The organism is Thermus oshimai DSM 12092 (assembly GCF_000373145.1).
Taxonomy (GTDB): Bacteria; Deinococcota; Deinococci; order Deinococcales; family Thermaceae; genus Thermus; species Thermus oshimai.
Map to the genome: position 1 here is coordinate 107,623 of NZ_KB890603.1, position 23,729 is coordinate 131,351.

26 protein-coding genes are annotated in these 23,729 nt (G+C 69.8%); 14 read left to right on the plus strand and 12 right to left on the minus strand.

Annotated features, from left to right (window positions below; translation table 11 throughout):
• Positions 1-6: 6 nt before the first annotated feature.
• Together B043_RS0102900 and B043_RS0102905 are read left to right on the plus strand one after the other, a co-directional pair.
• On the plus strand, positions 7-753 hold the full coding sequence (locus B043_RS0102900) for a hypothetical protein (RefSeq protein ID WP_018460885.1): 747 nt from the start codon (positions 7-9) through the stop codon (positions 751-753).
• Positions 750-1,385 carry an outer membrane lipoprotein carrier protein LolA gene (locus B043_RS0102905; RefSeq protein WP_018460886.1) on the plus strand — a complete coding sequence of 212 codons (636 nt, stop codon included), beginning with the start codon at positions 750-752 and terminating at the stop codon, positions 1,383-1,385. Before B043_RS0102900 ends, B043_RS0102905 begins: the two co-directional genes overlap by 4 nt.
• Before the next feature lie 7 nt (positions 1,386-1,392).
• Here the strand turns inward: B043_RS0102905 and cysK are convergent, their stop codons facing one another.
• Complete coding sequence (gene cysK / locus B043_RS0102910) at positions 1,393-2,307, minus strand: cysteine synthase A (RefSeq protein WP_018460887.1); 915 nt, start codon at positions 2,305-2,307, stop codon at positions 1,393-1,395.
• Positions 2,308-2,377: 70 nt separating this feature from the next.
• Here cysK and B043_RS0102915 point away from each other — a divergent pair, with 70 nt between their 5' ends.
• From B043_RS0102915 to surE, 3 genes are all read left to right on the plus strand, one after another.
• Positions 2,378-2,845 carry an FKBP-type peptidyl-prolyl cis-trans isomerase gene (locus tag B043_RS0102915; RefSeq protein WP_018460888.1) on the plus strand — a complete coding sequence of 156 codons (468 nt, stop codon included), beginning with the start codon at positions 2,378-2,380 and terminating at the stop codon, positions 2,843-2,845.
• 109 nt (positions 2,846-2,954) lie between these two features.
• A complete protein-coding gene (locus tag B043_RS0102920; protein ID WP_016330342.1) occupies positions 2,955-3,161 on the plus strand; it encodes a cold-shock protein in 207 nt (68 codons plus the stop codon).
• Positions 3,162-3,219: 58 nt separating this feature from the next.
• Complete coding sequence (gene surE / locus B043_RS0102925) at positions 3,220-3,993, plus strand: 5'/3'-nucleotidase SurE (protein ID WP_018460889.1); 774 nt, start codon at positions 3,220-3,222, stop codon at positions 3,991-3,993.
• Here the strand turns inward: surE and B043_RS0102930 are convergent.
• A complete protein-coding gene (locus B043_RS0102930; protein WP_018460890.1) occupies positions 3,934-4,737 on the minus strand; it encodes an SAM hydrolase/SAM-dependent halogenase family protein in 804 nt (267 codons plus the stop codon). The two genes, surE and B043_RS0102930, sit on opposite strands and share 60 nt — an antisense overlap.
• A 3-nt stretch (positions 4,738-4,740) precedes the next feature.
• Positions 4,741-6,186: a tetratricopeptide repeat protein gene (locus B043_RS0102935; protein ID WP_018460891.1), complete on the minus strand. Its 1,446-nt coding sequence runs from the start codon at positions 6,184-6,186 to the stop codon at positions 4,741-4,743.
• Between the two features lie 61 nt (positions 6,187-6,247).
• On the opposite strand from B043_RS0102935, the gene B043_RS0102940 reads away from it, so the two are divergent.
• From B043_RS0102940 to B043_RS0102950, 3 genes are read left to right on the plus strand one after another with little or no spacing between them, the layout of a single operon-like run.
• The gene (locus tag B043_RS0102940; RefSeq protein WP_026234101.1) at positions 6,248-6,940 is read left to right on the plus strand and encodes a tetratricopeptide repeat protein; all 693 of its coding nucleotides are present in this window, start codon (positions 6,248-6,250) and stop codon (positions 6,938-6,940) included.
• Positions 6,941-6,999: 59 nt separating this feature from the next.
• Positions 7,000-7,494, plus strand: coding sequence for a MogA/MoaB family molybdenum cofactor biosynthesis protein (locus tag B043_RS0102945; RefSeq protein WP_016330347.1), 495 nt, complete (start codon positions 7,000-7,002; stop codon positions 7,492-7,494).
• On the plus strand, positions 7,487-8,644 hold the full coding sequence (locus B043_RS0102950) for an aminotransferase class I/II-fold pyridoxal phosphate-dependent enzyme (RefSeq protein WP_018460893.1): 1,158 nt from the start codon (positions 7,487-7,489) through the stop codon (positions 8,642-8,644). The genes B043_RS0102945 and B043_RS0102950 overlap by 8 nt, the downstream gene beginning before the upstream one ends.
• Here B043_RS0102950 and B043_RS0102955 read toward each other — a convergent pair.
• From B043_RS0102955 to dnaE, 4 genes are all read right to left on the minus strand, one after another.
• Complete coding sequence (locus tag B043_RS0102955) at positions 8,610-9,851, minus strand: bifunctional folylpolyglutamate synthase/dihydrofolate synthase (RefSeq protein WP_018460894.1); 1,242 nt, start codon at positions 9,849-9,851, stop codon at positions 8,610-8,612. The two genes, B043_RS0102950 and B043_RS0102955, sit on opposite strands and share 35 nt — an antisense overlap.
• A complete protein-coding gene (gene perR, locus B043_RS0102960) occupies positions 9,851-10,246 on the minus strand; it encodes a manganese-dependent transcriptional regulator PerR (RefSeq protein ID WP_018460895.1) in 396 nt (131 codons plus the stop codon). Before perR ends, B043_RS0102955 begins: the two co-directional genes overlap by 1 nt.
• 60 nt (positions 10,247-10,306) lie before the next feature.
• Positions 10,307-11,212, minus strand: coding sequence for a hydroxymethylbilane synthase (hemC, locus tag B043_RS0102965; RefSeq protein WP_016330351.1), 906 nt, complete (start codon positions 11,210-11,212; stop codon positions 10,307-10,309).
• Between the two features lie 114 nt (positions 11,213-11,326).
• Positions 11,327-14,992 carry a DNA polymerase III subunit alpha gene (gene dnaE / locus B043_RS0102970; protein ID WP_018460896.1) on the minus strand — a complete coding sequence of 1,222 codons (3,666 nt, stop codon included), beginning with the start codon at positions 14,990-14,992 and terminating at the stop codon, positions 11,327-11,329.
• A gap of 59 nt (positions 14,993-15,051) precedes the next feature.
• Here dnaE and B043_RS0102975 point away from each other — a divergent pair, with 59 nt between their 5' ends.
• From B043_RS0102975 to B043_RS0103000, 6 genes are all read left to right on the plus strand, one after another.
• Positions 15,052-15,351: a type II toxin-antitoxin system prevent-host-death family antitoxin gene (locus B043_RS0102975; RefSeq protein ID WP_245538868.1), complete on the plus strand. Its 300-nt coding sequence runs from the start codon at positions 15,052-15,054 to the stop codon at positions 15,349-15,351.
• On the plus strand, positions 15,326-15,772 hold the full coding sequence (locus B043_RS0102980) for a type II toxin-antitoxin system VapC family toxin (RefSeq protein ID WP_016330354.1): 447 nt from the start codon (positions 15,326-15,328) through the stop codon (positions 15,770-15,772). The genes B043_RS0102975 and B043_RS0102980 overlap by 26 nt, the downstream gene beginning before the upstream one ends.
• Entirely contained in the window at positions 15,769-16,329 is a 561-nt protein-coding gene (locus B043_RS0102985) for a 5-formyltetrahydrofolate cyclo-ligase (RefSeq protein ID WP_018460897.1), read from the plus strand. The genes B043_RS0102980 and B043_RS0102985 overlap by 4 nt, the downstream gene beginning before the upstream one ends.
• Positions 16,330-16,406: 77 nt before the next feature.
• The gene (pheS, locus tag B043_RS0102990) at positions 16,407-17,462 is read left to right on the plus strand and encodes a phenylalanine--tRNA ligase subunit alpha (RefSeq protein ID WP_018460898.1); all 1,056 of its coding nucleotides are present in this window, start codon (positions 16,407-16,409) and stop codon (positions 17,460-17,462) included.
• The gene (gene pheT, locus B043_RS0102995) at positions 17,459-19,792 is read left to right on the plus strand and encodes a phenylalanine--tRNA ligase subunit beta (protein WP_018460899.1); all 2,334 of its coding nucleotides are present in this window, start codon (positions 17,459-17,461) and stop codon (positions 19,790-19,792) included. The genes pheS and pheT overlap by 4 nt, the downstream gene beginning before the upstream one ends.
• 9 nt (positions 19,793-19,801) lie before the next feature.
• Complete coding sequence (locus B043_RS0103000; protein WP_018460900.1) at positions 19,802-20,260, plus strand: hypothetical protein; 459 nt, start codon at positions 19,802-19,804, stop codon at positions 20,258-20,260.
• On the opposite strand, the gene pfkA is transcribed toward B043_RS0103000, so the two are convergent.
• Genes pfkA through B043_RS0103025 form a run of 5 tightly spaced genes read right to left on the minus strand, consistent with a single transcriptional unit; the run spans position 20,257 to position 23,715 of the window.
• Positions 20,257-21,225 (minus strand): 6-phosphofructokinase, encoded by a 969-nt coding sequence (gene pfkA, locus B043_RS0103005; RefSeq protein ID WP_018460901.1) that lies wholly within the window; start codon positions 21,223-21,225, stop codon positions 20,257-20,259. The genes B043_RS0103000 and pfkA overlap by 4 nt on opposite strands.
• The gene (gene rsmI, locus B043_RS0103010; RefSeq protein ID WP_016330360.1) at positions 21,222-22,010 is read right to left on the minus strand and encodes a 16S rRNA (cytidine(1402)-2'-O)-methyltransferase; all 789 of its coding nucleotides are present in this window, start codon (positions 22,008-22,010) and stop codon (positions 21,222-21,224) included. The genes pfkA and rsmI overlap by 4 nt, the downstream gene beginning before the upstream one ends.
• A gap of 1 nt (position 22,011) precedes the next feature.
• A complete protein-coding gene (locus B043_RS0103015) occupies positions 22,012-22,503 on the minus strand; it encodes a hypothetical protein (protein ID WP_016330361.1) in 492 nt (163 codons plus the stop codon).
• Positions 22,504-22,544: 41 nt separating this feature from the next.
• Positions 22,545-23,072: an inorganic diphosphatase gene (locus tag B043_RS0103020; protein ID WP_018460903.1), complete on the minus strand. Its 528-nt coding sequence runs from the start codon at positions 23,070-23,072 to the stop codon at positions 22,545-22,547.
• A gap of 10 nt (positions 23,073-23,082) precedes the next feature.
• Positions 23,083-23,715 carry a glycerophosphodiester phosphodiesterase gene (locus B043_RS0103025; protein WP_018460904.1) on the minus strand — a complete coding sequence of 211 codons (633 nt, stop codon included), beginning with the start codon at positions 23,713-23,715 and terminating at the stop codon, positions 23,083-23,085.
• Between the last annotated feature and the right edge of the window lie 14 nt (positions 23,716-23,729).

Genomic DNA, 23,729 nt, shown 5'->3' on the forward strand with positions numbered 1-23,729 from the left:
GTGGCCATGCGGAGGCTGGTTTGGGGACTGGTCCTTTGGGGCGTGGCCCTGGCGGGGAGCCTCGAGGCCGGAGGGTACCTGGCCCCCGGGGGGGGCACCCCCACCCTGGCCCTGGAGGAACGCCTGGGGGAGGTCCACCTAAGCCTCCTCGCCCAGTGGCCCTGGCTGGGGGTGGGCCTGGAAGGGGGCCTGGCCTTAGGACCCCTGGGGTACGTGGGCTATGGGGGCCGGCTGGAAGGGGGCCTGGGCCTGGGGGGCCTCCTCCACGCGGAAGGGGGCGCGGGGCCTGTGGCCCTCGCCTTACGGCTCGGCTACCGGCCTCTAGCCCACCCGCCTCTTTTTCCCGAGGAAGGGGTTTTCGGAAGGGCGGCTTTCCGCTACCGGGAGGGGCCTGGGGTCTATAGCGCCCTCCTGGAGAAAGGGGAGGTTTCCCGCCTGGAGGGGAGCTACGCCCTCCGCCGGGAGGCCACCTACACCCTGGGGGCGGGGCTTTCCACCACGGGGCCCTACCTCCTCCTGGGCTGGAAGGGGGAGGTGGGGGAGGGCCTGGACGTGCTGGACCTGGCCTTTCGCCTCGGGGGGGTGAACCAGGTGGAGGCCCGGCTTTTCCTCACGGACCTTAGCCTGGCCCTCACCCTGGCCTACCCTTGGCGGGGTAGCCTTTCCGCGTGGGTAGGGGACCTGGGGGTGGAGGCGGGGTACAAGGGGGCCCCGTACCTCTGGGTCCGCTACGTCTGGAGGTGGACGGAATGAGAAGAACCTGGTGGCTCCTCGTCCTTTCGGCCCTGGCCTGGGCGCAAAACCCCGAGGCCATCCTGGAGGCGGTGACGAAAAACCTCTCCACCCCCTGGCAGGCGGAGGTCCAAGGCCAGATCCAGGGCCCTTCCGGGGAGGAAACCCTCAGGGCCCGGGTCTACGCGGTGCCCCAGGAAGGGGTCTATCGCATCGAGTTCCTGAAGCCCGGCAGCCTCGAGGGCAACTTCACCGTGGTCACGGAGAAGGAGGTCTGGAACTACCTCTACCTCACCAACCAGCTCATCATCGCCCCCAAGGAGAAGGCCCAGGTCCAGAACCTGGGCTTCAGCCCCCAGGCCTTCGGCGACCTGAAGGCCCTTTCGGAAAAGGTGGCCTTCACCCTGGAGGGGGAGGAGGCCCTCCCCGAGGGGGTGGCCTGGCGGCTTCGGGGCAGGGCCAAGGAACGCCTGGGCTTTAAGGAGGTGGTCCTCTACGTGCTGAAGTCGGACCCCAGGCCCCTCCGCTTCCTCTTCCGGGACGAGGGGGGGAAGACCCTGGCCGACCTCAGGGTGGTGAACTTCAAGAAGACCCCCTTAAGGGCCCAGGACCTGAAGCGCTACCCCAAGGACGCCCAGGTGGTGCGGCGCTAAGGTGGCCCTACCCTTCCGCGTAGAGGGGGGTGGTGAGGTACTTCCACCCCCCGTCCGGGCTGATGCAGGCCACCCGCTTCCCGGGGCCAAGGGCCCTCGCCACCTGGAGCGCGGCCCAGATGATCCCCCCTGAGCTCATCCCCAGGAAAAGCCCCTCCTCCCGGGCCAGCCTGCGGGCCAGGGGGAAGGCGTCCTCCTCCCACACCTGGATGACCCCGTCCAGGAGGCTTAGGTCCAGGTTCTCGGGGATGAAGCCCGGCCCCATGCCCTGGAACTGGTGCTGGCCCATCTTCCCCCCGGAGAGCACGTTGGAGCGGGCGGGCTCCACCGCGTAGACCTTCACCCCGGGGATGCGCTCTTTCAGGTAGCGCCCCACGCCGCTGATGGTCCCCCCCGTGCCCGAGCCGTAGACGAAGGCGTCGATCCGCCCCCCTAGGGCCTCGTAGAGCTCCGGCCCCGTGGTCTCGTAGTGGGCGCGGACGTTGGCCGGATTGGCGAACTGGTCGGGCATGAAGGCCCCAAGCTCCTCCTTGATCCTTAGGGCCTCCTCCCGGGCGGCCAGCATCCGCCTCTCGGGGTCGGTGAGGACGAGCTCCGCCCCGAAGGCCCTTAAGGTGCGCTTCCTCTCCTCCGACATCTGGGCGGGCATGGTGAGGATGAGGCGGTAGCCGCGGCTGGCGGCGATCATGGCCAGGCCGATGCCGGTGTTGCCGCTGGTGGGCTCCACGATGACCTGGCCCGAGCCGGGCCTTAGGAGGCCCCGTTCCTCCGCGTCCTTGATCATGTACCAGGCGGGCCGGTCCTTGATGGAGCCCCCGGGGTTTAGGCCCTCCAACTTCACCCACACCTCGGCCATCCCGGGCTCCACCACCCGGGAAAGGCGCACCACAGGGGTCTTGCCGATGACCTCCTCCACCCGCATGCCCCCACTATAGACCCCCAAGGTCTGGTAAAATGGGAGGAGCAAGCCTACGCTTGCGAAAGGAAGCGCGATGAAGGTTGAACAGGACAAGGTCGTCACCATCCGCTACACCCTCCAGGTGGAGGGTGAGGTTTTGGACCAGGGGGAGCTCGCCTACCTCCACGGCCACGGCAACCTGATCCGGGGCCTCGAGGAGGCCTTGGAAGGCCAGGAGGAGGGGGCGAAGCTCTCGGTCCAGGTGCCCGCGGAGAAGGCCTACGGCCCGCACGACCCCGAGGGGGTCCAGGTGGTCCCCCTTTCCGCCTTCCCCAAGGACGCGGAGGTGGTCCCCGGGGCCCAGTTCTACGCCCAGGACATGGAGGGCAACCCCATGCCCCTCACCGTGGTGGAGGTCCAGGGGGAGGAGGTCACCATTGACTTCAACCACCCCCTGGCGGGCAAGGACCTGGACTTCCAGGTGGAGGTGGTGAAGGTCCGGGAGGCCACCCCCGAGGAGCTCCTCCACGGGCACGTGCACGAGGGCGGGCACCACCACTAGCCCTTTAGGCCCGGCCGAGGTCAAGCCTAGGGCTTGACCTTTTTTCTTTTCCATGCCATAGTAAGGAGTCCCCCAAAACCCGAAGGGTTTTTGCGGACGAAGGAGAAGCATGAAGAAGGGTACCGTCAAGTGGTTCAACGCGGAAAAGGGGTATGGGTTCATCCAGCAGGAAGAAGGGCCCGATGTGTTCGTGCACTTCAGCGCCATTGAAGCCGAGGGCTTCCGCACGCTGAATGAAGGTGAACGGGTGGAGTTTGAGGTGGAGCCGGGCCGGGGCGGCAAGGGCCCCCAGGCCAAGAAGGTCCGCCGCATCTAAAGGAGCCCTTCCGCCCGCGGGGCCCGTCCCCGCGGGTTTTGCGTTATAGGCTTAGGGCATGCGCATCCTGGTGACCAACGACGACGGGATCTTCTCCCCCGGCATCAAGGCCCTGGGGCTGGCCATGGCCGCCCTTGGGGAGGTCTATGTGGTGGCCCCGGACGTGGAGCAGTCCGCGGTGGGCCACGGCATCACCGTGCGGCGCCCCTTGCGCTTCAAGCACACCCAAAGCGCGGGCTTCGGGGAGATCCCCGCCTACCGCGTGGACGGCACCCCCGCGGACTGCGTGGTCCTGGGGGTGCACCTCCTGGGCCGGCCGGACCTTTTGGTCTCGGGGATCAACATCGGGGTGAACCTGGGGCTGGACCTCACCCACTCCGGCACCGTGGCCGCGGCCTTGGAGGGGACCTCCCTGGGGATCCCCTCCCTCGCCTTCAGCCTGGACACCTCCGGGGAGGAGCTGGACTTCACGGAGGCCGCCCGCTGGGCGGTGCGCATCGCCCGGCTGGTGGCGGAGGAGGGGCTTCCTAAGGGGGTGCTCCTCAACGTGAACTTCCCCCCCGGGAAGCCCAAAGGGGTCATGGTCACCCGGCTTTCCACCCACCGCTACGAGGACACGGTGGTGGAGCGGCTGGACCCCGAGGGGCGGCCCTACTACTGGATCGCCGGGACCCCGGTGGGGGAGGAGGAGGAGGGGACGGACCTCTTTGCCGTGCGGCGGGGGTACATCTCCCTCACCCCCGTGAGCCTGGACTTCACCGCCTACGGGGTCCTAGAGGGGCTCGCCGCCTGGAGGGAGCGCCTCGAGGCGGACCTCCATCCCCTCCTTTAGGCCTAAGGCCTCCCGGGCGCTTCCCCGGTTAAGGGCGATCTCCAAAAGCCCCCCGCTTCCCAGGTAGGCCACCGCCTGGCCCACGGGCACGTCCCCGAAGGTGCGGCGGATGGGGACCCTATGCCCCCCCACCCGCACCCACCCCCCCAAGGGGGCCTGGGTGAGGGTGGCGATGGCGTTCCCGAAGCGGTCAAAGGTGAGGACCTCGCCCTTAGGCCCCGGGCCTAAGACCAGGGGCAGGCGCACCAGCGCCCCCACCGCCACCTCCGGCCCCAAGGCCTCCGGGGGGAGGCCCAGGGCCAGGTGGGCCGCGGCGGGGGCGAAGCGGTCGCGGCCGTGGAAGGTGTGCCCCCCGGGGGCCCAGCCCGGCAAGGGGTCCACCCCCTGGGGCCGGGGGGGGCGCACCCCCTCGAGGCCATAGGCCCTCCGGGGCGGGTCCAGGAGCCAGGCCAGGGTGAAGAGGCCGTTGTCGGGCCCCACGTACATGCGCCTTCCCAGGGCGGCGATGGCCCGCCTCGAGGTCCCCACCCCCGGGTCCACCACCGCCAGGACCACCGCCCCTTCCGGGAGGTAGGGCAGGGCCTCAAAGAGGGCGTAGGCCGCCCGGCGCAGGTCCCCCGGGGGGAGGCCGTGGGCCAGGTGGATCACTCGCACCCCCGGGGCCCGCGCCCTAAGGACCGCCTCCACCACCCCCGCGTAGGGGTCTTCCAGGCCGAAGTCCGAAAGGAAGAAGACCGGGCGCATGGGCTAAAGGCGCCGGAGCCACGGTGGGGGCAGAAGGGCCAGGACCACCCCCGCCACCACGAAGCCCAGCCCCAGGCCCAAGGTCCCCTGGGCCCGCGCCCTGAGCCACAGGAGCCCCGCGCTCAAGAGGAGGAGGAGCACCGTGGGCCCCGGGAGGAGGAGGGGGTAGAGGAGGGCGGAGAGGTAGGGCCCAAGCTCCCGGTAGCGCTCCCGGTAGGCCTGGGGCACGAGCCCCCGGAAGAAGGGCTCCATGAGGGCCAGGCCCAGGAAGGTGAGGAGGTGGAGGGGCAGGGTGGGAAGGCCCAGGTAGGGGCGCACCAGGCCGAAGAGGAGGAGGGCGAGGAGGAGCAGAACCCCCACGGGAAACCCCTCCGTCCAGGAGGGCCAGGGCCCCAGAATGCGGGAAAGAAAGGAGCGGTGGAAGAGGAGCACCGCGCCCAGGAGGAAGAGGCCGTAGGCCAGGTAGAAAAGGGGCAGCACCTCCCCCCCTTGGTGGGGGGTGGCCAGGGCGAAGAGGTTCCCGTAGACGCTCTTGCCCCAGAAGAGGGCCACGGCCAGGGCCAGGGCCAGGGCAAAAAGGGCCTGGAGGAGGAGGGTCCCGGGGCCCGGCCAGGCCTCGGGGACGATCTCCACCGTGCGCAGGGGCTCAATCCGGCTTTCCCCGTAAAGGACCAGGACGAGGAAGAGGAGGAGGACCAAAAGCCAGGGCCAGGCCTTGGCCAGAAAAAGGGCGGGCAGGTTCACCACCCGGGCGAGTTGGCCCAAGGCGGCGAGGCCCCGGCCCCAGTCCCCCTGGCCCAAATAGGCCTGGGTGAGGGTGGCGAGGGCCTCCCGGTAGAGGGCCGGGCTTTGGGTGAGGCGGGGAAGGAGGCCCTCCAAGAGCTCCGCCGCCTCCTTGGGCCGGCCCAGGAGGAAGAGGAGCCGCCCCCGCAGGGCCTCCTCCTCCAGGCCCCCCCCAAGCCGGCCCAACGCCTCCTCGGGCCGGCCTAGGGCCAGGAGGAGCCGGGCGGCGAGGAGGCGGACCTCCCCCGTGGGGGGAAGCCCCTCCACCTCCCTCAGGGCCTCCTCGTAGCGGCCCAGGCCCTCCAGGGCGCGGGCCTTTAGGAAGCGCCCCTCGGGGGTTTCGGGGAGGGAAAGGCCGAGCACGTCCCGAAACCGCCCCTCCAGGAGGTAAAGCCGCCCCCGGAGGAGGGGGGCCTCGGGGTCCTCCCCCAGGCGCTCCAGGTAGGCCCGGGCCTCCGCCAGGTTCCCCTCCTCCAGGTGGATGCGCACGAGAAGCCGTAGGGCGGGCTTGAACTCGGGCTCGCTCACCAGGGCCAGCTCGCAGGTGGCGCGGGCGCTTTCCAGGGCGCCCGTTTGGTAAAACCGCAGGCAGCGCGCGGAATACTCCTGGGCGGTCTGGGCGAGGGCCAGGCCCAGGACCACCCCCATCGCCCAAAGGGCTTTCATGGCCCCCAGTCTACAGCCCTTTTAGGCTTGGACCTGGTATAATCCCGCCCGGGTGAACCCCATGAAGCGTTGGTCTTTGCTTTTCGTCCTCCTGACCCTGGCCCTAGCCCAGGGCTCCATCGGCGGCCTTTTGGACGCGGGCAAGTACCCGGAAGCCTACGAGGCGGGCCTGAAGGCGGGCACCGCGGAGGCCCTGGCCCTGGCGGCCAAGGCGGCCACCTTCTACGCCCTCTACCAGGCCCCCGAGGGGGAGAAGCGGGCCTGGTTTGAGAAGGGGGAGAAGGCGGCGAGCCAGGCCATCGCCAAGGATCCGGGCTACCCCGAGGGGTACTTTGAACGGGCCCGGGCCCTGGGGCGGCTTTCCCAGTACAAGGGGATCCTCGAGGCCCTAAGGGAGGGCCTCGCCCCCAGGATCCGGGGGGATCTGGAAAAGACCCTGAAGCTCAAGCCCGACCACGCGGGGGCCATGGTGGCCCTGGCCCTTTGGCACTTTGAGCTGGTGCAGAAGGGCTGGCTGGTGGCGGCCACCCAGGGGGCGGACGGGAACCAGGTGGAGCCCCTCATGAAAAAGGCCATCGCCCTGGAGCCCGAGGTCATCATCCACCGGGTGGAGTACGCCAAGGTCTTGGCGGCCTGGGGCAAGAAGGAGGAGGCCAAAAAGCAGCTGGAGGTGGCCCTCTCCCTCCCCGCCAAAACCGCCGCGGACCGCTACGACCAGGAGCGGGCCCGGCAGGAGCTTTCCAAGCTGAAGTAAGCCCTTCCCGGGGCCCCCGCCCCTGGCCAAGGGGGCGGGGGTCTGGTACGTTGGGGGAAATGTTCCGGGTAGGCATCCTTACCGTTTCCGACAAGGGCGCCCGGGGGGAGCGGGCGGACACCACCCACCTGGCCTTGCGGGAGGCCCTGGAGGGGGGGCCCTATCAGGTGGTGGCCTACGAGATCGTCCCCGACGAACCCCCCCTCATCAAGAAGGTCCTGAGGCTTTGGGCGGACCGGGAGGGGCTGGACCTCATCCTGACCAACGGGGGCACGGGCCTTAGCCCCCGGGACCGCACCCCCGAGGCCACCCGGGAGGTGCTGGAACGGGAGGTGCCGGGGCTTCCTGAGCTCATGCGCCTAAGGGGCCTGGAGAAGACCCCCATGGCCGCCCTTTCCCGGGGGGTGGCGGGGGTGAGGGGGAAGACCCTCATCGTGAACCTTCCGGGAAGCCCCAGGGGGGCGCGGGAGTCCCTGGAGGCCCTCCTCCCCCTCCTGCCCCACGCCCTAAGCCTCCTCACGGGCAAGCCCTGGCGGGAGGGGCACCATGAGTAGGGTCCCCGAGCCCTCGGTCTTCCTTCTCTTGGACGAGGCCAAAAAACGGGCCCGGGAAAGGGGCCTACGGGTCCTGGACCTCTCCATCGGCTCCACCGACCTCCCCCCGCCCAAGGCCCCCTTGGAGGCCCTAAGGGAGGCCCTGGAGGACCCCACCACCTACGGCTACTGCCTCAAGGCCTGCACCCTGCCCTTCCTCGAGGCCGCCACCTCCTGGTACCGGGCGCGCTACGGGGTGGACCTGGACCCCAGGCGGGAGGCCCTGGCCCTGATCGGCAGCCAAGAGGGCCTGGCCCACCTCCTCCTGGCCCTCACCGACCCCCATGACCTCCTCCTCCTCCCCGAGGTGGCCTACCCCAGCTACTTCGGGGCGGCTAAGGTGGCCTCTCTAGATTGTTTCTACATACCTTTACGCCCCGACGGGCTTGCGGACCTAAAGGCCATCCCCGAGGCGGCCCTAAGGCGGGCCAAGGTCCTCCTCCTGAACTACCCCAACAACCCCACGGGGGCCGTGGCGGACTGGGGCTACTTTGAGGAGGCCTTGGCCCTGGCGGAGCGGTACGGCCTCTGGCTGGTCCACGACAACCCTTACGTGGACCAGGTTTACGAGGGCGAGGCCCCCTCCCCCTTGGCCCTGCCGGGAGCCAGGGGGCGGGTGGTGGAGCTCTTCTCCCTCTCCAAGAGCTACCACCTGGCGGGCTTCCGCCTGGGCTTCGCCCTGGGGAGCGCGGAGGCCATGGCCCTTTTGGAACGGGTGAAGGGGGTCATCGACTTCAACGCCTACGCGGGCATTCTGCGCATGGGGGTGGCGGCCCTCAACACCCCCAGGGAGGTCCTCCAGGGCTACGCCGAGGTCTACCGGGGGCGGGCCCTGGCCCTGGCGGAGGCCTTAACGGGCACCCTGGACCTCCTTCCCCCTAGGGCCACTATGTACCTCTGGGGCAGGCTTCCAGAGGGGGTGGACGACCTGGACTTCGCCCTGAGGCTCCTGGAGGAGGGGGTGGCCGTGGCCCCGGGCCGGGGGTTTGGACCCGGGGGGCGGGGGTTCATCCGCCTGGCCCTGGTGCGCCCCGAGGCCGAGCTTCTCCAGGCGGCGGAAGCCATCCATCGGGTCCTTACTGCCAGCGCGCCTCGGGGGGAAGCCCCTTGAGGCCCCTCAAGACCTCCCCCACCAGGTAGAGGCTCCCCGCCACCACCGCCCGGGGGGCCAGGGCCAGGGCCTTTTCCAGGGCCTTCAGGGGCTCCTCCTCCACGGTGGCCCCCGGGAAGAGGGGGAGGAGGGCTTTAGGGTCCTGGCCCCTCGGGGAGCTATAGCGGGTGAGGACCACGGGGCCCAGGTCCCCCAGGGCCTCGGCCATGGCGGGGTGGTCCTTATCCCGGGAGAAGCCGAGGACCAAGGCCGAAGGGAGGAGGCCGTGGGCCAGGAGGGCCGCCCTCAGGGCCCAGGCCCCTTCCGGGTTGTGGGCCCCGTCCAGAACCACCTCCCTCCCCTCCCCCAAGAAAAGGCGCTGGAGCCGCCCCGGGTTTTCCACCCGGGCCACCCCCCGGGCCACCGCCTCCCGGTCCGCCCCCAGGAGGAGCCCCCCAAGGGCGGCCAGGGCCAGGTTCTCCCCCTGGTGGGGGCCGAGGAGGGGGGTCCTTAGGGGAAGGCGCCCCTCCCCCAGGGCCAGGGTGAAGGCCAGGCCCTCCGGAAGGGGGCGCACCCCCTCCACGAAAAAGTCCTCCCCTAGAACGTGTAAGGGGGTGCCCCGGGCCCGGGCCTCCTCCTTAAGGACGAGAAGCCCCTCCCCCCGGGCGGCGGTGAGGGCGGGCACCCCCCTTCGGAAGACCCCCGCCTTCTCCCGGGCCACGTCCTTCAGGGTGGGGCCTAAGACCTCCAGGTGGTCGTGGCCGATGTTGGTGACGATGGAGAGCACGGGCTCCGCCGCGTTGGTGGCGTCCAGCCTTCCCCCAAGCCCCACCTCTAAGACGGCGAACCCCACCCCCTCCCGGGCGAAGTGGAGGAGGGCAATGGCGGTGGCGACCTCAAAAAAGCTCGCCCCCACCTCCTCCGCGTGGGGACGGACCTCCTCCAGGAGGGCGAGGAGGCGCGCTTGGGGGATCCAGGCCCCCTGGACGGCGATGCGCTCGCGGAAGTCCACCAGGTGGGGGCTGGTGTAAAGCCCCACCTTGAGCCCGGCCTCCTCCAGGATGGCCGCCAGGGCCCGGGCGGCGCTCCCCTTGCCGTTGGTCCCCCCCACGAGGGCCACGGGGTAGGCCCTTTGGGGGTCCCCCAGGCGGGCGAGGAGGGCCCGGACGCGCTCCAGGCCCGGGCTGAAAAGGGTTTGCCGGGCGTAGAGCCAGGCCAGGGGGTCCATCAGCCCTGGAGGGCCTTCCGGCAGGCGGGGCAGAGGCCCCGGTAGACCACCTCCGCCCCCCGGACCTCAAGCCCGGGGTAGGCCGCCTGCACGGGGCCCAGGAGGTCGGGGAGGTCCACCTCCAGGTCCACGATCTCCCCGCAGCGCTCGCAGACCAGGTGGTGGTGGGGGTGGAGGCGGGCGTCGTACCGGGTGGCCTCCCCCGCCCGGGTGATGGGGATGAGGTACCCCTCCTCCACCAGGGCCTCGAGGGTGCGGTAGATGGTCCCCAGGCTCACGTGGGGCACCAGCTTGCGCACCTCCTGGTAGATCCAGGCGGCGTCGGGGTGGTGCTGGGCCTTCTGCACCACCTCGAGGACGGCCTTGCGTTGGCGGGTCAAGCGCTTCAGCGCCATCTACCGGCCACTATACCCCAACCGGGGGCAAAACTCCAGTGAACCGCTCGCCTTTTGGGGTTAAAGGCTTTTGGCCAGGATCTCCCGCCCCCCCTGCTCCAGCACGTCCCGGGCCAGCTCCAACCCGAGCTCCTCCGCCTCGGAGGCCTCGCCCTCGATCTCCGCCCGCAGGAAGCTCTTGCCGTCGGGGGAGAGGAGGATGCCCTCCAGGCGCAAAAGCCCGTCCTCCTCCACCTGGGCCAAGGCCCCCACCGGGGCCAGGCAGCCCGCCCCCAGGCCCTTCAAAAAGGCCCGCTCCGCCCGCACCCGGTCGTAGGAGGGGTGGTGGTGGAGGGCGTAGACGAACTCCTCCGCCAGATCGTCCCCCTGGCGCACCTCCAGGGCCAGGGCCCCCTGGCCGGGGGCGGGGAGCATGACCTCGGGGTCCAGGAACTGGTCGATGCGGTTCCTGAGGTCCAGGCGGATGAGGCCCGCCGCCGCCAGGACGATGCCGTCGTACTCCCCGTTGCCGAGGGCGGCCAGGCGGGTGTCCACGTTGCCCCTCAGGGGCCGCACCTCCAGGTCCGGGCGGTAGGCGAGGAGCTGGGCCTTGCGGCGCACGGAGCTGGTGCCCACCACCGCCCCCTTGGGCAGGTCCTCCAGGCGCTTGTAGGCCTTGCCCAGGAAGACGTCCCGGGGGTCCTGGCGGCGGGGCACCGCGGCGATCTTGAGCCCCGGGGGCTCCTCCGTGGGCAGGTCTTTGAGGGAGTGGACGGCGATGTCGATCTCCCGGGCGAGCAGGGCCTCCTGCAGCTCCTTCACGAAGATGGCCTGCTCCTTTGGGCTTGCCCCCTGGTCCCCACGGGTCTTGATGGTCTTCACCTTGAACTCCGCCTCGGGCCAGCTCTCCTTCAGGCGCTCCACCACGAAGCGGGTCTGGGCCAGGGCCAGGGCGCTCCCCCGGGTTCCCACCACGATGACGCGCATACTTTCCCATAGTACAAGACCGGCAGGGCTGGGTCGCGGGGGAACCCGGTGCGGGAAAGATCCGAAGGCCGCCCGCCCAACCGTTCCCTTGGGGTCCCAGCGAAGCCCACGTACTCAAAAGGGCACCGCCTCCTCCTTGGGGCCGCCGTTTGGCCCCTGGAGGAGGTGCTCCCGGTCGGGGAGGAGGTAGGCCCGGAAGCCCTCGGCCTCGAGGAGGGGCAGGGCCGCCTCGGAAACCCGCGTCTCCCTGAGGGCGAAGACCGCCTCCCCAAAGGGCCCCTGGACCCTAAGGTAAAGGGGAAGCTCGCCGGGGTGCTCGTCCAGGAGGCTTTTGAGGTGGGCGATGCCCCGGTCGTCCAAAAGGGCGTGGTCCGCCTCCACCTCCAAGGCCTTGGGCATCTCCTGGAGCTCCTCGTAAGGCCAGACCGCCAGGGCCACCACCCGGAGGTTCTCCTCCGTGCGCTCCACCTCCGCCAGCACCAAGACGGGGAGGTCCTCCTTGAGCTTGGGGGAGACGGCCTCGTAGAAGCGGCCGAAGGAGACCACCTCCTGGGCCCCCGTCTCGTCGGAGAGGGTGAAGCGGACCATCATCCCCCCAGAGCGGGTGGGCTTGCGCACCACCTCCTCCACCATGCCCGCAAGGAGGAGCCTGGGCCGCCCCGGGCCCTGGGCGAACTCAGGAAGCTCCTCCAGGGTGCAGGTGGCGGTCTCCCTAAGGCCCGGGTAGCGGAGCACGGGGTGGCCGGAAACGTAGATCCCTAGGGCCTCCTTCTCGTAGCGCAGGCGGGTGATCTCGTCCAGGGGGGGAACGGGGAGGAGGGGGGGCTCCTCCACCTCCTGGAAGAGGCCCATCATCCCCGAGCGAACCCTCTCCCGCTCCTCCGCCGCCCACTTTAAGAGGGGCTCGAGGGAGGCAAGAAGCCTTGCCCGGTCCCCGAAGGCGTCCAGGGCCCCGGCCTTCACCAAGGACTCCAGGGCCCGCTTGTTCACCACCTGCTCGGGGAGGCGCTTTAAGAAGTCCCCCAGGCTCCGGTAGGGCCCGCCCCGCTCCCTCTCCTCCAGGATGGCCCGGGCCGCGGCCTCCCCCACGTTCTTCACCGCGGAAAGCCCGAAGAGGATCTCCTCCCCCACCACCTTGAAGTCAAAGCCCGAGCGGTTCACATCGGGGGGCAGGACGGGGATGCCCATGGCCCGGGCGTCCCGGATGTACTCCGCCACCTTGTCGGAGTCGTGCCGCTCCACGGAGAGGAGGGCGGCCATGAACTCCACCGGGTAGTGGGCCTTCACGTAGGCGGTCTGGTAGGAGAGGAGGGAGTAGGCGGCGGCGTGGCTCTTGTTAAACCCATAGTTGGCGAAGGCCTCCAGCATGTCAAAAAGCCGGTGGGCCTCCTCCTCGGGCACCCCCCGCTCCGCCGCCCCCTGGACGAAGCGCGCCCGGTGCTTCTGCATCTCCTCCACCTTCTTCTTCCCCATGGCCCTCCGGAGGAGGTCCGCCTCCCCCAGGGAGTAGCCCGCTACCTGGGCGGCGATCTGCATGATCTGCTCCTGGTAGACGGGGATGCCGTAGGTCTCGTCCAGGATGGGCCTCAGGTACTTCTCCGCGTGGGGGAACTCCGCGTAGTTCACCGGCTCCTGGCCGTGGTGGCGGCGGATGTAGGTGGGGATGTGCTCCATGGGCCCCGGGCGGTAGAGGGAAACCAGGGCGATGATGTCCTCCAACCTCCTCGGCTTAAGCCCCCGCACCGTGGCCGTCATCCCCCCGGACTCCAGCTGGAACACCCCCTTGGTCTCCCCCCGGGCCAGGAGGGCGAAGGTCTTGGGGTCGTCCAGGGGCAGGCGGTCGTAGTCCAGCTCCACCCCCTTGGACTCCTTCACGATGCGCTTGGCCTCGTCCAGGAAGGTGAGGGTCCTTAGGCCCAGGAAGTCCATCTTCAGGAGGCCCAAGGCCTCCACCGCCCCCATGTCGTACTGGGTCACCACGCCCTGGCCGCTGGTGTCCCGCATGAGGGGGACCAGGTCCGTGAGGGGCTCCGCGGCGATGACCACCCCGGCGGCGTGCACGGAGGCGTGGCGGTTCAGGCCCTCCAGGCGCATGGCCACCTCCAGCACCTCCCGCACCTTGGGGTCCTTCTCCATCTCCGCCCTGAGCTCGGGCACCGCCTGGATGGCCTCCTGCAGGGGCTTGGGCTTGCCGAACTGCACGGGGATGAGCTTGGCGAGCTCCTCCGCCCTTTTATGAGGGATCCCGTAGACCCGGGCCACGTCCTTGAGGGCCGCCTTGGAGGCCAGGGTCCCCAGGGTGCCGATCTGGGCCACCTTGTCCTCCCCGTAGCGGGCCTTCACGTACTGGATCACCCGGTCCCGCTCCCGGTCGGAGAAGTCCGTGTCGATGTCGGGCATGGAGACCCGCTCGGGGTTTAAGAAGCGCTCAAAGAGGAGGCCGAAGCGCAGGGGGTCTATGTTGGTGATCCCCACCGCGTAGGCCACCAGGCTCCCCGCGGCGCTGCCCCGGCCGGGGCCCACGGAGATCCCGTTTTCCCGGGCCCAGTTGATGTAGTCCTGCACGATGAGGAAGTAGCCGGGAAAGCCCATCTTCTCAATGACGGACAGCTCATACAGGGCCCGGTGGAGGATGGCCTCCGCCGTCCACTCCTTCACGCCCTCGAGGGGGGGGAGCCCGGCCATGAGCCCCTCCCACGCCCCCCACCCCACCTGGGCTAGGGCCTCCGCCAGGGCCTCCCCCTCCCCATGGGGGGGAAGCTGGCCGAGCCTCCGGAAGACCTCCCGGTAGAAGGCCTCGGTGATGCGGTCGGGGTAGCGCCTAAGGAGGCCCTTTAGGGTGAGCTCCATCAGGTACTGGGCCTCCGTGCGCCCCTCGGGAAGGGGGTAGCGGGGGATGCGGTAGACCATCTTGTCCCCGATGGGGAGGTCCACGTTGCACATGCGGGCGATCTCCACCGTGTTGTCGAAGGGCTCGTCCCCCCACTCCTCCTCGGGGAGCATGGCCCGCATCTCCTCGGGGGTCTTCACGTAGAACTCGTCGCAGGGGAAGCGCCAGCGGTCCTCGTCGTCCAGGGTGGCCTTGGACTGGATGGCCAGGAGCACCTCGTGGGCCCGGGCGTCCTCCTTGCGCACGTAGTGGCCGTCGTTGGTGGCCACCATCCCCAGGCCGTACTTGCGGGCGAACTCCTTCAGGACCGCGTTCACCTTCTTTTGCTCGGGAAGGCCGTGGTTCTGGATCTCAATGAAGAAGCGGTCGCCAAAGATGGAAAGGTACTCGTTCAGCCGGGCCTCCGCCAGGTCCAGGCGGTCCTGGAGGATGAACTGGGGGATCTCCGCCCCCAGGCACCCCGAGAGGGCGATGAGCCCCTCCGAGTGCTCGCGGAGGATCTCCCGGTCTATCCGGGGTTTTTCGTAAAAGCCTTCCAGGTAAGCCCGGCTGGCCAGGCGCACCAGGTTTTGGTACCCCGTGAAGTCCTTGGCCAGCAGGGTGAGGTGGAAGTAGCCCCCGTCCAGGCCCTTCCCCCTTTTACGGTCAAAGCGGCTTTCCGCGGCCACGTAGGCCTCGTAGCCGATGATGGGCTTCACGCCCATGGCCGTGGCCTTCTTGTAAAACTCCAGGGCCCCGAAGAGGTTGCCATGGTCCGTCATGGCCAGGGCGGGGTCCTCGGGGGAGACCTCCTTCACCCACTTGAGGAGGTCGGAGAGCTTGGCCGCCCCATCCAGGAGGGAGTACTGGGTGTGCTGGTGGAGGTGGGCGAAGCGGAGCTTTTGGCCCATACCCTTCCAGTCTACCGTTGCCCTAGCCCCGGCGAGGAGATAAACTAATCCATGCAATGATGCATCGGAAACGAACCTTAAGCGCCACCGAGGCCCGCATCCACTTCGGCGAGGTTCTGAGGCGGGTGGGGGAGGGGGAGGTGGTGGTGGTGGTGGGGCGGGGCCGGCCCCAGGCCGTCATCCTCTCCCCCGAGGCCTACGCCCGCCTCGAGGGCCAGGGAGAGGACCCCTTGGAGGTCATCCTGGACCTCAACCGGGCCATCCGCGCCCGCCGAAGGGAGCCCCTACCCCCGCCAGAGGAGGTTCTGCAAACCCTAAGGGAGGAGCGGAACCGTGAGCTGGGTGGTCCTGGACGCTAGTTTCCTCCTCCACCTCCTCCTTTCCGAAAGCGGGGAGGCCCTTCCGGTGCGGCTCTACCGGACCTGGAGAGCGGAACGTACCCCCTTGGCCGCCCCCAGCCTGGCCCTGTACGAAGCCACCAACGCCCTCCACCGCTACGCCCTGGCCGAGGTCTTGACCCTGGAGGAGGCGGAAACCCTCTTGGGCCAGGGCCTACGGCTGGGGATCCGCTTCTTCCAGGAGCCTTGGCTCCACACCCGGGCCCTGGAGCTAGCCCGCGCCCTGGGCCTCAAGGCGGCCTACGATGCCCACTACCTAGCCCTAGCAGAGGGGTTCCGGGGGGCCTTTTGGACCGCGGACCGGCGGCTTTACCAGAAAGCCCTGGAGGGCCAGGCCCAGGGGCTTCTTTCTGGGGTAGCCCTGAACCTCCTCGGGCCATGACCCCAGGCGAACTGCGGGAAGAGGTCTGGAACTTCCTGGCCCGCCACGACCTGGCCCTCCACCCCACCCCGCCCCACGGTCACCACCCCAACTTCAAGGGGGCGCGCCGGGCGGCGGAGCTCCTATTGAAAACCCCGGAGTTCCAACGGGCGAGGGTGGTCCTCTCGGGGATGGACGCCGTCCTAAAGCCCCTACGGGAGGCCGCCCTAAGAGCGGGCAAGGCCCTCCTCCTCCCCCACCCCGACCGGCCGGGGGTCTTCCTGCGCCTCGAGGGGCTGGACCCGAGGCGGCTCAAGCGGGTGCGGGAGGCCTACCGGTACGGGGAAGCGGTGGCGTTGGAGAACGCGCCCATAGACCTGGTCCTCATCGGGGCGGTGGCGGTGGACGAGGAGGGGGGCTGGCTGGGCAAAGGCTACGGCTTCCCCCAAAGCTGGCTAAAGGTGGAGGCCCCCTTCGCCACCCTGGCCCACCCGGTCATGGTCTACCCCAGGCTCCCCGTGGAACCCGAGCGGAGGGTCCAGCTCCTCGCCACCCCCCACCGGCTTTTGCGGTTTTAGGTGCTCCAGAAAGGGAGGGCGCGCCGGTCTTTGCAAGGGGAGGGCGCTCCGGTATCCTCTTGGGGAAGAGGGGGACGATGCTGGAGGAAGCGCTTTCCGCCATCCAAAACGCCCAGGACCTCGAGGCCCTCAAGGCCCTAAGGGCCCGCTACCTGGGCAAGAAGGGCCTCCTCACCCAGGCCCTAAAGGAGCTCGCCCACCTCCCCCTGGAGGAGAAACGGCGAAGGGGGCAGGAGCTCAACGCCCTAAAAGAGGCCCTGGAAAAGGCCCTGGAGGAGCGGGAGAAGGCCCTGGAGGAAAGGGCCTTGGAGGAGGCCCTTAGGGGGGAGCGCCAGGACGTGACCCTTCCCGGGGTGCGCCTCTTCGCCGGGGGGCTTCACCCCATCACCCTCATCACCCGGGAGCTCCTTGCCATCTTCCGCGCCCTAGGGTACCAGGCGGTGGCCGGGCCCGAGGTGGAGAGCGAGTTCTTCAACTTTGACGCCCTGAACATCCCCGAGCACCACCCCGCCCGGGACATGTGGGACACCTTCTGGCTGGAGCCCGCGGAGGGCTTCACCCTGAAAGGCCCCATAGGGGAGGAGGCAAAAGGGCGGCTCCTCCTCCGCACCCACACCTCCCCCATGCAGGTGCGCTACATGGTGGCCCACACCCCCCCTTTCCGCATCGTGGTGCCGGGGCGGGTCTTCCGCTTTGAGCAGACGGACGCCACCCACGAGGCGGTCTTCCACCAGCTGGAGGGCCTGGTGGTGGGGGAGGGGATCACCATGGCCCACCTCAAGGGGGCCATCTACGAGCTGGCCCAGGCCCTCTTTGGCCCAGACTCCAAGGTGCGCTTCCAGCCCGTCTACTTCCCCTTCGTGGAGCCCGGGGCCCAGTTCGCCCTCTGGTGGCCCGAGGGGGGGAAGTGGCTGGAGCTGGGGGGCGCGGGGATGGTCCACCCCAAGGTCTTCCAGGCGGTGGACACCTACCGGAAAGGGCTGGGCCTCCCCCCGGCCTACGAGGGGGTCACGGGCTTCGCCTTCGGGCTTGGGGTGGAAAGGCTCGCCATGCTCCGCTACGGCATCCCCGACATCCGCTACTTCTTCGGGGGTAGGCTTAAGTTTCTGGAAGCCTTCCGGGGGGTTCTATGAGGGTGCCCTTCTCCTGGCTCAAGGAATACCTGCCCGAGCTGGAAAGCCCCGAGGTCCTGGAGGAGCGCCTTGCGGGCTTAGGGTTTGAGACGGACCGGATGGAACGCCTCCCCGCCCCCCCTAAGGGGGTGGTCTTCGCCCGGGTCCTCGAGGCCCACCCCATCCCCGGCACCCACTTAAAGCGCCTCCTCCTGGACGCGGGGCGGGCGGTGGAAGTGGTCTCGGGGGCGGAGAACGCCCGTGCGGGGATCGGGGTGGCCCTGGCCCTTCCCGGAACGGAGGTGGGGGGCCTCTCCATCGGGGAGCGGACCATCCAGGGGGTGCGCTCCCACGGCATGGCCCTCTCCCCCAAGGAGCTTGGGGTGGGGGAGTACAGCGGGGGGCTGCTGGAGCTCCCCCCGGACGCCCTTCCCCCCGGGACCCCCCTGGCCGAGGCCTGGCCCGAGGAGACCGTACTGGAACTAGAGGTCACCCCAAACCGCCCGGACGCCCTTGGGCTCTTAGGCCTCGCCCGGGACCTCCACGCCCTGGGCTACGCCCTGGAGGTCCCCGAGTACCCCTTAAGGGCGGAACCGGTTCCCATCCCCTTCGGCCTCAAGGTGGAGGACCCCGAAGGGGCCCCCCGCTTCACCCTGGGCTACGCCTTCGGCCTCAAGGTGGGGCCAAGCCCCCTCTGGCTCCAGCGCCGCCTCTTCGCCGCGGGGATGCGCCCGCTTCTCAACGCGGTGGACGTGACCAACTACCTCATGCTGGAGCTTGCCCAGCCCATGCACGCCTTTGACCTGCGCACGATCGGGGAGGGGATCCTGGTGCGGAGGGCCCGGCCGGGGGAGCGGCTTAGGACCCTGGACGGGGTGGAGCGGACCCTCCACCCCGAGGACCTGGTCATCGCCGCCTACCGGGGGGAGGAGAGCTGGCCCATCGGCCTCGCCGGGGTCATGGGCGGGGAGGAGAGCGAGGTGCGGCCGGACACGGAGGCCATCGCCCTGGAGGTGGCCCGCTTCCACCCCCTTGCCATCCGCAAGACCGCCCGCCGCCACGGCCTGCGCACGGAGGCCAGCCACCGCTTTGAGCGGGGGGTGGACCCCATGGGCCAGACCCTGGCCCAGCGGCGGGCCCTGGGCCTCCTCCAGGCCCTCGCCGGGGCCCGGGTGGCGGAAAAGCTGCTGGAGGCGGGGCGGGAGGAGGCCCCAAGCCCCATCCCCTTTAGCCCGGAGCGGGCGAACCGGCTCCTGGGCACCAGCTACCCGGAAGCGGAGCAGCTTGCGGCCCTAAGGCGGCTGGGCTGCCTCGTGGAGGGAGAGGGCCCCTATAGGGTCACCCCTCCAAGCTGGCGGCTGGACCTCAAGGGGGAGGAGGACCTTATAGAAGAGGTGGCCCGGCTCAAAGGGTACGAGACCATCCCCATGGCCCTCCCCGCCTTCTTCCCCGCCCCGGACAACCGGGGGGTGGAGGGGCCTTACCGGAAGGAGGAGGCCCTAAGGGACCTCCTTTCGGGCCTGGGCTTCCAGGAGGTCTACACCTATAGCTTCATGGACCCGAAGGACGCCGCCCTCTTCCGCCTCCCCCCGCCCCCCTTGCACCTCAAAAACCCCCTGGCCCCGGAGAAGGCCGCCCTGAGGAACTACCTTTTCCCGGGGCTGGTGCGGACCCTTAAGGCCAACCTGGACCTGGACCGGGCGGAAAGGGCCCTGGTCTTTGAGCTGGGCCGGGTCTTCCAGGAGGAGGAGAAGACCCACCTGGCGGGCCTCCTCCTGGGGGAGGGGGTGGGGCTTCCCTGGAAGGAGGGCCTCAAGGGGTACCCCCTCCTGAAGGGGTACCTCGAGGCCCTCTTAAACCGCCTGGGCCTGGCCCTGGAGGTGGAGCCCCACCCCTTCCCCTTCCTCCACCCCGGGGTCTCGGGGCGGGTTTTGGTGGAGGGCCAAGGGGTGGGGTTCATCGGCACCCTCCACCCCGCCATCCAGAAGGCCCTGGAGCTTCCCCCGGTCCACCTCTTTGAGCTCACCCTCCCCCTCCCCGAACGGCCCTTCCGCTTCCAGGACCCCTCCCGCTACCCCCCCGCCTTCCGGGACCTGGCGGTGGTGGCCCCGGAGGAAACCCCTTACCGGGAGGTGGAGGGGATCCTCAAGGAGGCCGCGGGGGCGTACCTGGAGGCGCTTGCCCTCTTTGACCTCTACCAGGGCCCACCCCTCAAGGAGGGCACCAAGAGCCTGGCCTTCCACCTGCGCTTCCGCCACCCCGAGCGCACCCTTAGGGACGAGGAGGTGGAGGAGGTTATGGGGCGCATCGTGGCCACCTTACGGGCCCGGGGGCTGGACATCCGGGGGTAAGATGGGGCCATGCTCACCTGGGTGGACCTCCTGGCCCTCTTGAGCCTGAGCCTGGCCCTGGCCTTGGGGGTCCGGGTGGGCCTCCCCTTCCTGGGGGCGGGGCTTGGGGTCGTCCTCTACCTCCTCCTGGCCGCAGGGGGGATGACGGGCTGGGGGTGGGCCCTGGGGCTTGGCCTCCTCCTGGGGGTGCTTTTCAAAACCCTCCCCCTCCCCCCCTTAAGCCCCTTGTGGGAGCGGGCCCTCGGGGGCCTGGGCGGGGGGGTGGTGGGCCTCTTCCTGGCCCTGGTCCTCTGGACGGGCTTCCCCTTTGAGGTCCTGCCCGGGGCGGGGGTGCGCTACCCGAGCCTCCGCCTCCCCACCCCGGTGTACGAGGGGGTGGGGCAGAGCCCCTTCGCCCGGGCCGCCTTCCGCTGGGCCTGGGAAACCCCTTGGGCCAGAAGGGCCCTTGGGCTGGAACGCCGCCCCTAGAGGGCCAGGACCCGGGAGAGGGCGAGGAGGTCCCGGCGGATGTCCTTCCTGCGCTCCACCGCCTCCTTGAGGGGGGTGATCTCCACCTCCCCCTCCACCTCCCCCACCATGACCCCGCTGGCCCCCCCCGTGAGGGCCTCCACCGCCGCGGCCCCCAGGCGGCTCGCCAGCACCCGGTCCTTGGCCGTGGGGGCGCCCCCCCGCTGGATGTGGCCCAGGACCGTCACCCGGGCCTCCAGGGCCATGTGGGCCCGGATGGCCTCTAGAAGCCCCGCGGCCCCCCCGGGGTAGGCCCCTTCCGCCACCACCACGATGGAGCTGGTCTTGCCCCGGGCCTGGGAGGCCAGGAGGGTTTCGGCCACGGCCTTGGGGTCCACGGGCTCCTCGGGCAGGGCGATGACCTCCGCCCCCCCCGCGAGCCCCACGTCCAGGGCGATGAAGCCCGCGTGCCGGCCCATGACCTCGATGAAGAAGACCCGCTCGTGGCTGGCCGCGGTGTCCCGGATGCGGTCGATGGCCTCGAGGGCGGTGTTCACCGCGGTGTCAAAGCCGATGGTGTAGTCCGTGCCGTAGAGGTCGTTGTCAATGGTGCCCGGGACCCCCACCACGGGGATGCGGTGCTCCTCCAGAAGGCGCATGGCCCCCCGGAAGGTCCCGTCCCCCCCGATGGCCACCAGGCCCTCTATCCCTGCGGCCCTAAGCTTCTCCGCCGCCTTGGCCCGGCCCTCCTCGGTCATGAACTCCTGGCTTCGTGCGGTGAGGAGGATGGTCCCCCCCCGCTGGAGGATGTTGGCCACGTCCCGCACGCCCAAGGGGAGCATCTCCCCCAGGACCATGCCCGCGTAGCCCCGCCGTATGCCGATGACCTCCACCCCCAGGGCGTAGGCCTGGCGCACCACGGCCCGGATGGCCGCGTTCATGCCCGGGGCGTCCCCGCCGCTGGTGAAAACCCCAATCCGCTTCATTCCTCCTCCATGGCCAGGCGATAGGCCTCGTTCCGGGAAAGACCCCGCTCCATGAGCGCCTTAACGAGCGCTTTTCCCCTTAGCCCCTCCCCCTTTAAGGCCTCCAGGAGGGCCCGGCCCTCCGGGGGGGCCTCCTCCTTGGGCGCCAGGACCAAGACGAACTCCCCCCTGGGCTCCTGGAAGTGGGCCAGGGCCCCTTCCAGGGTGCCCCGGTAGACCTCCTCGTGAAGCTTGGTGAGCTCCCGGGCCACCGCCACGGGGTGATGGGGGCCGTAGACCTCGAGGAGGTCCTCCAGGGTCTTCCTGAGGCGGTGGGGGCTCTCGTAGAGCACCGCGGTCCGCCCCTCCCGGGCCAGGGCCTCGAGGCGGGCCCTCCGCTCCTTCCCCCCCTTGGGCAGGAAGCCCTCAAAGGTGAAGCGGTGGGTGGGGAGGCCGGAGACCACCAGGGCGGGGATGAGGGCGGTGGGACCAGGAAGCGCTTCCACTCGCCACCCCCATTCTAAGGCCAACCGGACCAGCTCCGCCCCGGGGTCGGAGATCCCCGGGGTGCCCGCGTCCGTGGCGTAGGCCACGTAGCGGTAAGGGGCGAGGACCTCCTTGGCCCGCCCCACCGTGTGCTGGTCCAGGCGCAGGGTGGGGGTAGGGATCCCGTAGTGGCGGAGGAGGAGGCCCGTGCGCCGGGTGTCCTCGCAGGCCACCACCTCCGCCTCCTTCAGGACCTCCAGGGCCCTTAGGGTGATGTCCTTGAGGTGGCCGATGGGGGTGGGGACCAGGACCAGGCGCACGCTACAGGAGGATGGGCCTGAGGTACTCCAGGGCCTTGCGGAAGGGGAGCTGGTACAAGGAGCCCGAGGGCAGGGAGAACTCCAAAAGGTCCTCCGCCCCCTGGAAGAGGATGCGGCGCAGGGCGAGGGGCCCTTCCTGGCCCTCCACGTGGACGGTGAGGTAGTCGGGCTCCAGGTTGGGCTCGTCCTCCGCCTCCTTCGGGGGCTCCTCCCCCACCCCCTCCTCCAGGCGGGCCAGGGCCTCCTTGAGCTCCGCCCTAAGGACCCGCACCTCCTCCTCCAGGGTCCCGTCGCTGAAGCGTAAGACCACCTCCTCTCCCTCGCCGAAGGCCTCGAGGCCGAAGAGGACCTCCCCTTCCGCCGGGGGCTCCACCACCTCCAGGGTGCCGTCGGAGAGGAGCTTCAGCACCGCCCCGCAGGCCTCGCAGTCCAGGATCTCCCCGGGCTTTACCCCCTCCAGGTCCAAGGCTTCCCCGCACACCGGACAGACCATACCCGCCCTCCTAAGGGGATTCTACGCCCGGGAAAAGGGGCCTAGCCCCCGTAGCGGGCCATGGAGGCGCGGATCTCCGCCAAGGCCTCCTCCCGGCCCCGCCAGCCCGTGACCTTGACCCACTTGCCCTTCTTGGCCTCGAGGGCCTTGTAGGTCTCAAAGAAGTGCTGGATCTCCTGCTTCACCCCCTCGGGCACGTCCCCGATGTCCTGGATGTGGTCCAGCCTTTGGTCCTCGGCCACCACCCCCAGGATCTTGGCGTCCTGCCCCTTCTCGTCCTCCATGAGGAGGAGGCCCACGGGCCGGACCTCCACCACCACCCCGGGCAGGAAGGGGTAGGTGGAGAGGATGAGCCCGTCCAGGGGGTCCCCGTCCTCGCTTAGGGTGGAGGGGATGAAGCCGTAGTCCCCAGGGTAGAACTGGGCCCCAGGCAGGACCCGGTCCAGCTTGATGGCCCCGAGCTCGGGGTCGTACTCGTACTTGTTGCCCGAGCCCTTGGGCACCTCGATGACCATGTGGACCACCTCGGGCGCCTTTTTCCCCACGGGCAGGCTCTTCAGGTTCGCCATAGCCCCCCCATTATACGAGGGCCTCCGGCCGGTCCCCCACCAGGGCGTCCACCCCCATCCGGACTAGCTCCTCCGCCCGGGCGCGGCTGTTCACCGTCCAGGCCAGGAGGCGGTAGCCCTGGGCCTTGAGCCGGGCCACCCCTTCTGGGGTGAGGAGGCGCTCCTCGGGGTGGAGCCATTCCACCCCCAGGCACGGGGCCAGCTCCTCCGCCTCCCGTACGCTGTAGAGAAAGCCCAGGGGCCTGACCCCAAGCCGCTTCAGGCGCAGGAGGGCCAGGGGGTCAAAGGAGCTCACCCAGACCCTGGGGGAGGGGTGGCGGCCCAGGAGCCGGGCCAGGGCCTCCTCCCGGCCGTCCGTCTCCCCGGGGATGCTCTTGAGCTCCACGTTGATCCAGGCCTCCGGGAAGGCCTTCAAGACCTCTTCCAGGGTGGGCACGTAGGGGGGAAGGTCCTCCCGCTTTAGGGCCCGGACGGGCACGCCCTCCAGGGTGAAGTCGTGGTGCACCACCAAGACCCCGTCTTCCGTGAACTGCACGTCCAGCTCAAACCCGTCCAGCCCGGCCTCGAGGGCCAGGGCGAAGGCTTCCAGGGTGTTCTCTTTGGCCTTTAGGGGTGCGCCCCGGTGGCCCAGACGGAGGGGCATGGGGGGAGTATACA

Bases quoted from the DNA above. Each gene is read 5' to 3' on its own strand.
- B043_RS0102975 (WP_245538868.1), top strand. From the start codon at position 15,052: ATGCATCGGAAACGAACCTTAAGCGCCACCGAGGCCCGCATCCACTTC.
- B043_RS0103015 (WP_016330361.1), bottom strand. From the start codon at position 22,503: ATGGTCTGTCCGGTGTGCGGGGAAGCCTTGGACCTGGAGGGGGTAAAG.
- B043_RS0102955 (WP_018460894.1), bottom strand. From the start codon at position 9,851: ATGGACCCCCTGGCCTGGCTCTACGCCCGGCAAACCCTTTTCAGCCCG.
- B043_RS0102940 (WP_026234101.1), top strand. From the start codon at position 6,248: ATGAAGCGTTGGTCTTTGCTTTTCGTCCTCCTGACCCTGGCCCTAGCC.
- B043_RS0102935 (WP_018460891.1), bottom strand. From the start codon at position 6,186: ATGAAAGCCCTTTGGGCGATGGGGGTGGTCCTGGGCCTGGCCCTCGCC.
- pheT (WP_018460899.1), top strand. From the start codon at position 17,459: ATGAGGGTGCCCTTCTCCTGGCTCAAGGAATACCTGCCCGAGCTGGAA.
- B043_RS0102945 (WP_016330347.1), top strand. From the start codon at position 7,000: ATGTTCCGGGTAGGCATCCTTACCGTTTCCGACAAGGGCGCCCGGGGG.
- surE (WP_018460889.1), top strand. From the start codon at position 3,220: ATGCGCATCCTGGTGACCAACGACGACGGGATCTTCTCCCCCGGCATC.
- B043_RS0102915 (WP_018460888.1), top strand. From the start codon at position 2,378: ATGAAGGTTGAACAGGACAAGGTCGTCACCATCCGCTACACCCTCCAG.
- B043_RS0102905 (WP_018460886.1), top strand. From the start codon at position 750: ATGAGAAGAACCTGGTGGCTCCTCGTCCTTTCGGCCCTGGCCTGGGCG.
- B043_RS0102950 (WP_018460893.1), top strand. From the start codon at position 7,487: ATGAGTAGGGTCCCCGAGCCCTCGGTCTTCCTTCTCTTGGACGAGGCC.
- B043_RS0103025 (WP_018460904.1), bottom strand. From the start codon at position 23,715: ATGCCCCTCCGTCTGGGCCACCGGGGCGCACCCCTAAAGGCCAAAGAG.
- pheS (WP_018460898.1), top strand. From the start codon at position 16,407: ATGCTGGAGGAAGCGCTTTCCGCCATCCAAAACGCCCAGGACCTCGAG.
- B043_RS0102930 (WP_018460890.1), bottom strand. From the start codon at position 4,737: ATGCGCCCGGTCTTCTTCCTTTCGGACTTCGGCCTGGAAGACCCCTAC.
- B043_RS0102920 (WP_016330342.1), top strand. From the start codon at position 2,955: ATGAAGAAGGGTACCGTCAAGTGGTTCAACGCGGAAAAGGGGTATGGG.
- perR (WP_018460895.1), bottom strand. From the start codon at position 10,246: ATGGCGCTGAAGCGCTTGACCCGCCAACGCAAGGCCGTCCTCGAGGTG.
- B043_RS0103000 (WP_018460900.1), top strand. From the start codon at position 19,802: ATGCTCACCTGGGTGGACCTCCTGGCCCTCTTGAGCCTGAGCCTGGCC.
- B043_RS0102985 (WP_018460897.1), top strand. From the start codon at position 15,769: ATGACCCCAGGCGAACTGCGGGAAGAGGTCTGGAACTTCCTGGCCCGC.
- dnaE (WP_018460896.1), bottom strand. From the start codon at position 14,992: ATGGGCCAAAAGCTCCGCTTCGCCCACCTCCACCAGCACACCCAGTAC.
- hemC (WP_016330351.1), bottom strand. From the start codon at position 11,212: ATGCGCGTCATCGTGGTGGGAACCCGGGGGAGCGCCCTGGCCCTGGCC.
- pfkA (WP_018460901.1), bottom strand. From the start codon at position 21,225: ATGAAGCGGATTGGGGTTTTCACCAGCGGCGGGGACGCCCCGGGCATG.
- B043_RS0102900 (WP_018460885.1), top strand. From the start codon at position 7: ATGCGGAGGCTGGTTTGGGGACTGGTCCTTTGGGGCGTGGCCCTGGCG.
- B043_RS0103020 (WP_018460903.1), bottom strand. From the start codon at position 23,072: ATGGCGAACCTGAAGAGCCTGCCCGTGGGGAAAAAGGCGCCCGAGGTG.
- cysK (WP_018460887.1), bottom strand. From the start codon at position 2,307: ATGCGGGTGGAGGAGGTCATCGGCAAGACCCCTGTGGTGCGCCTTTCC.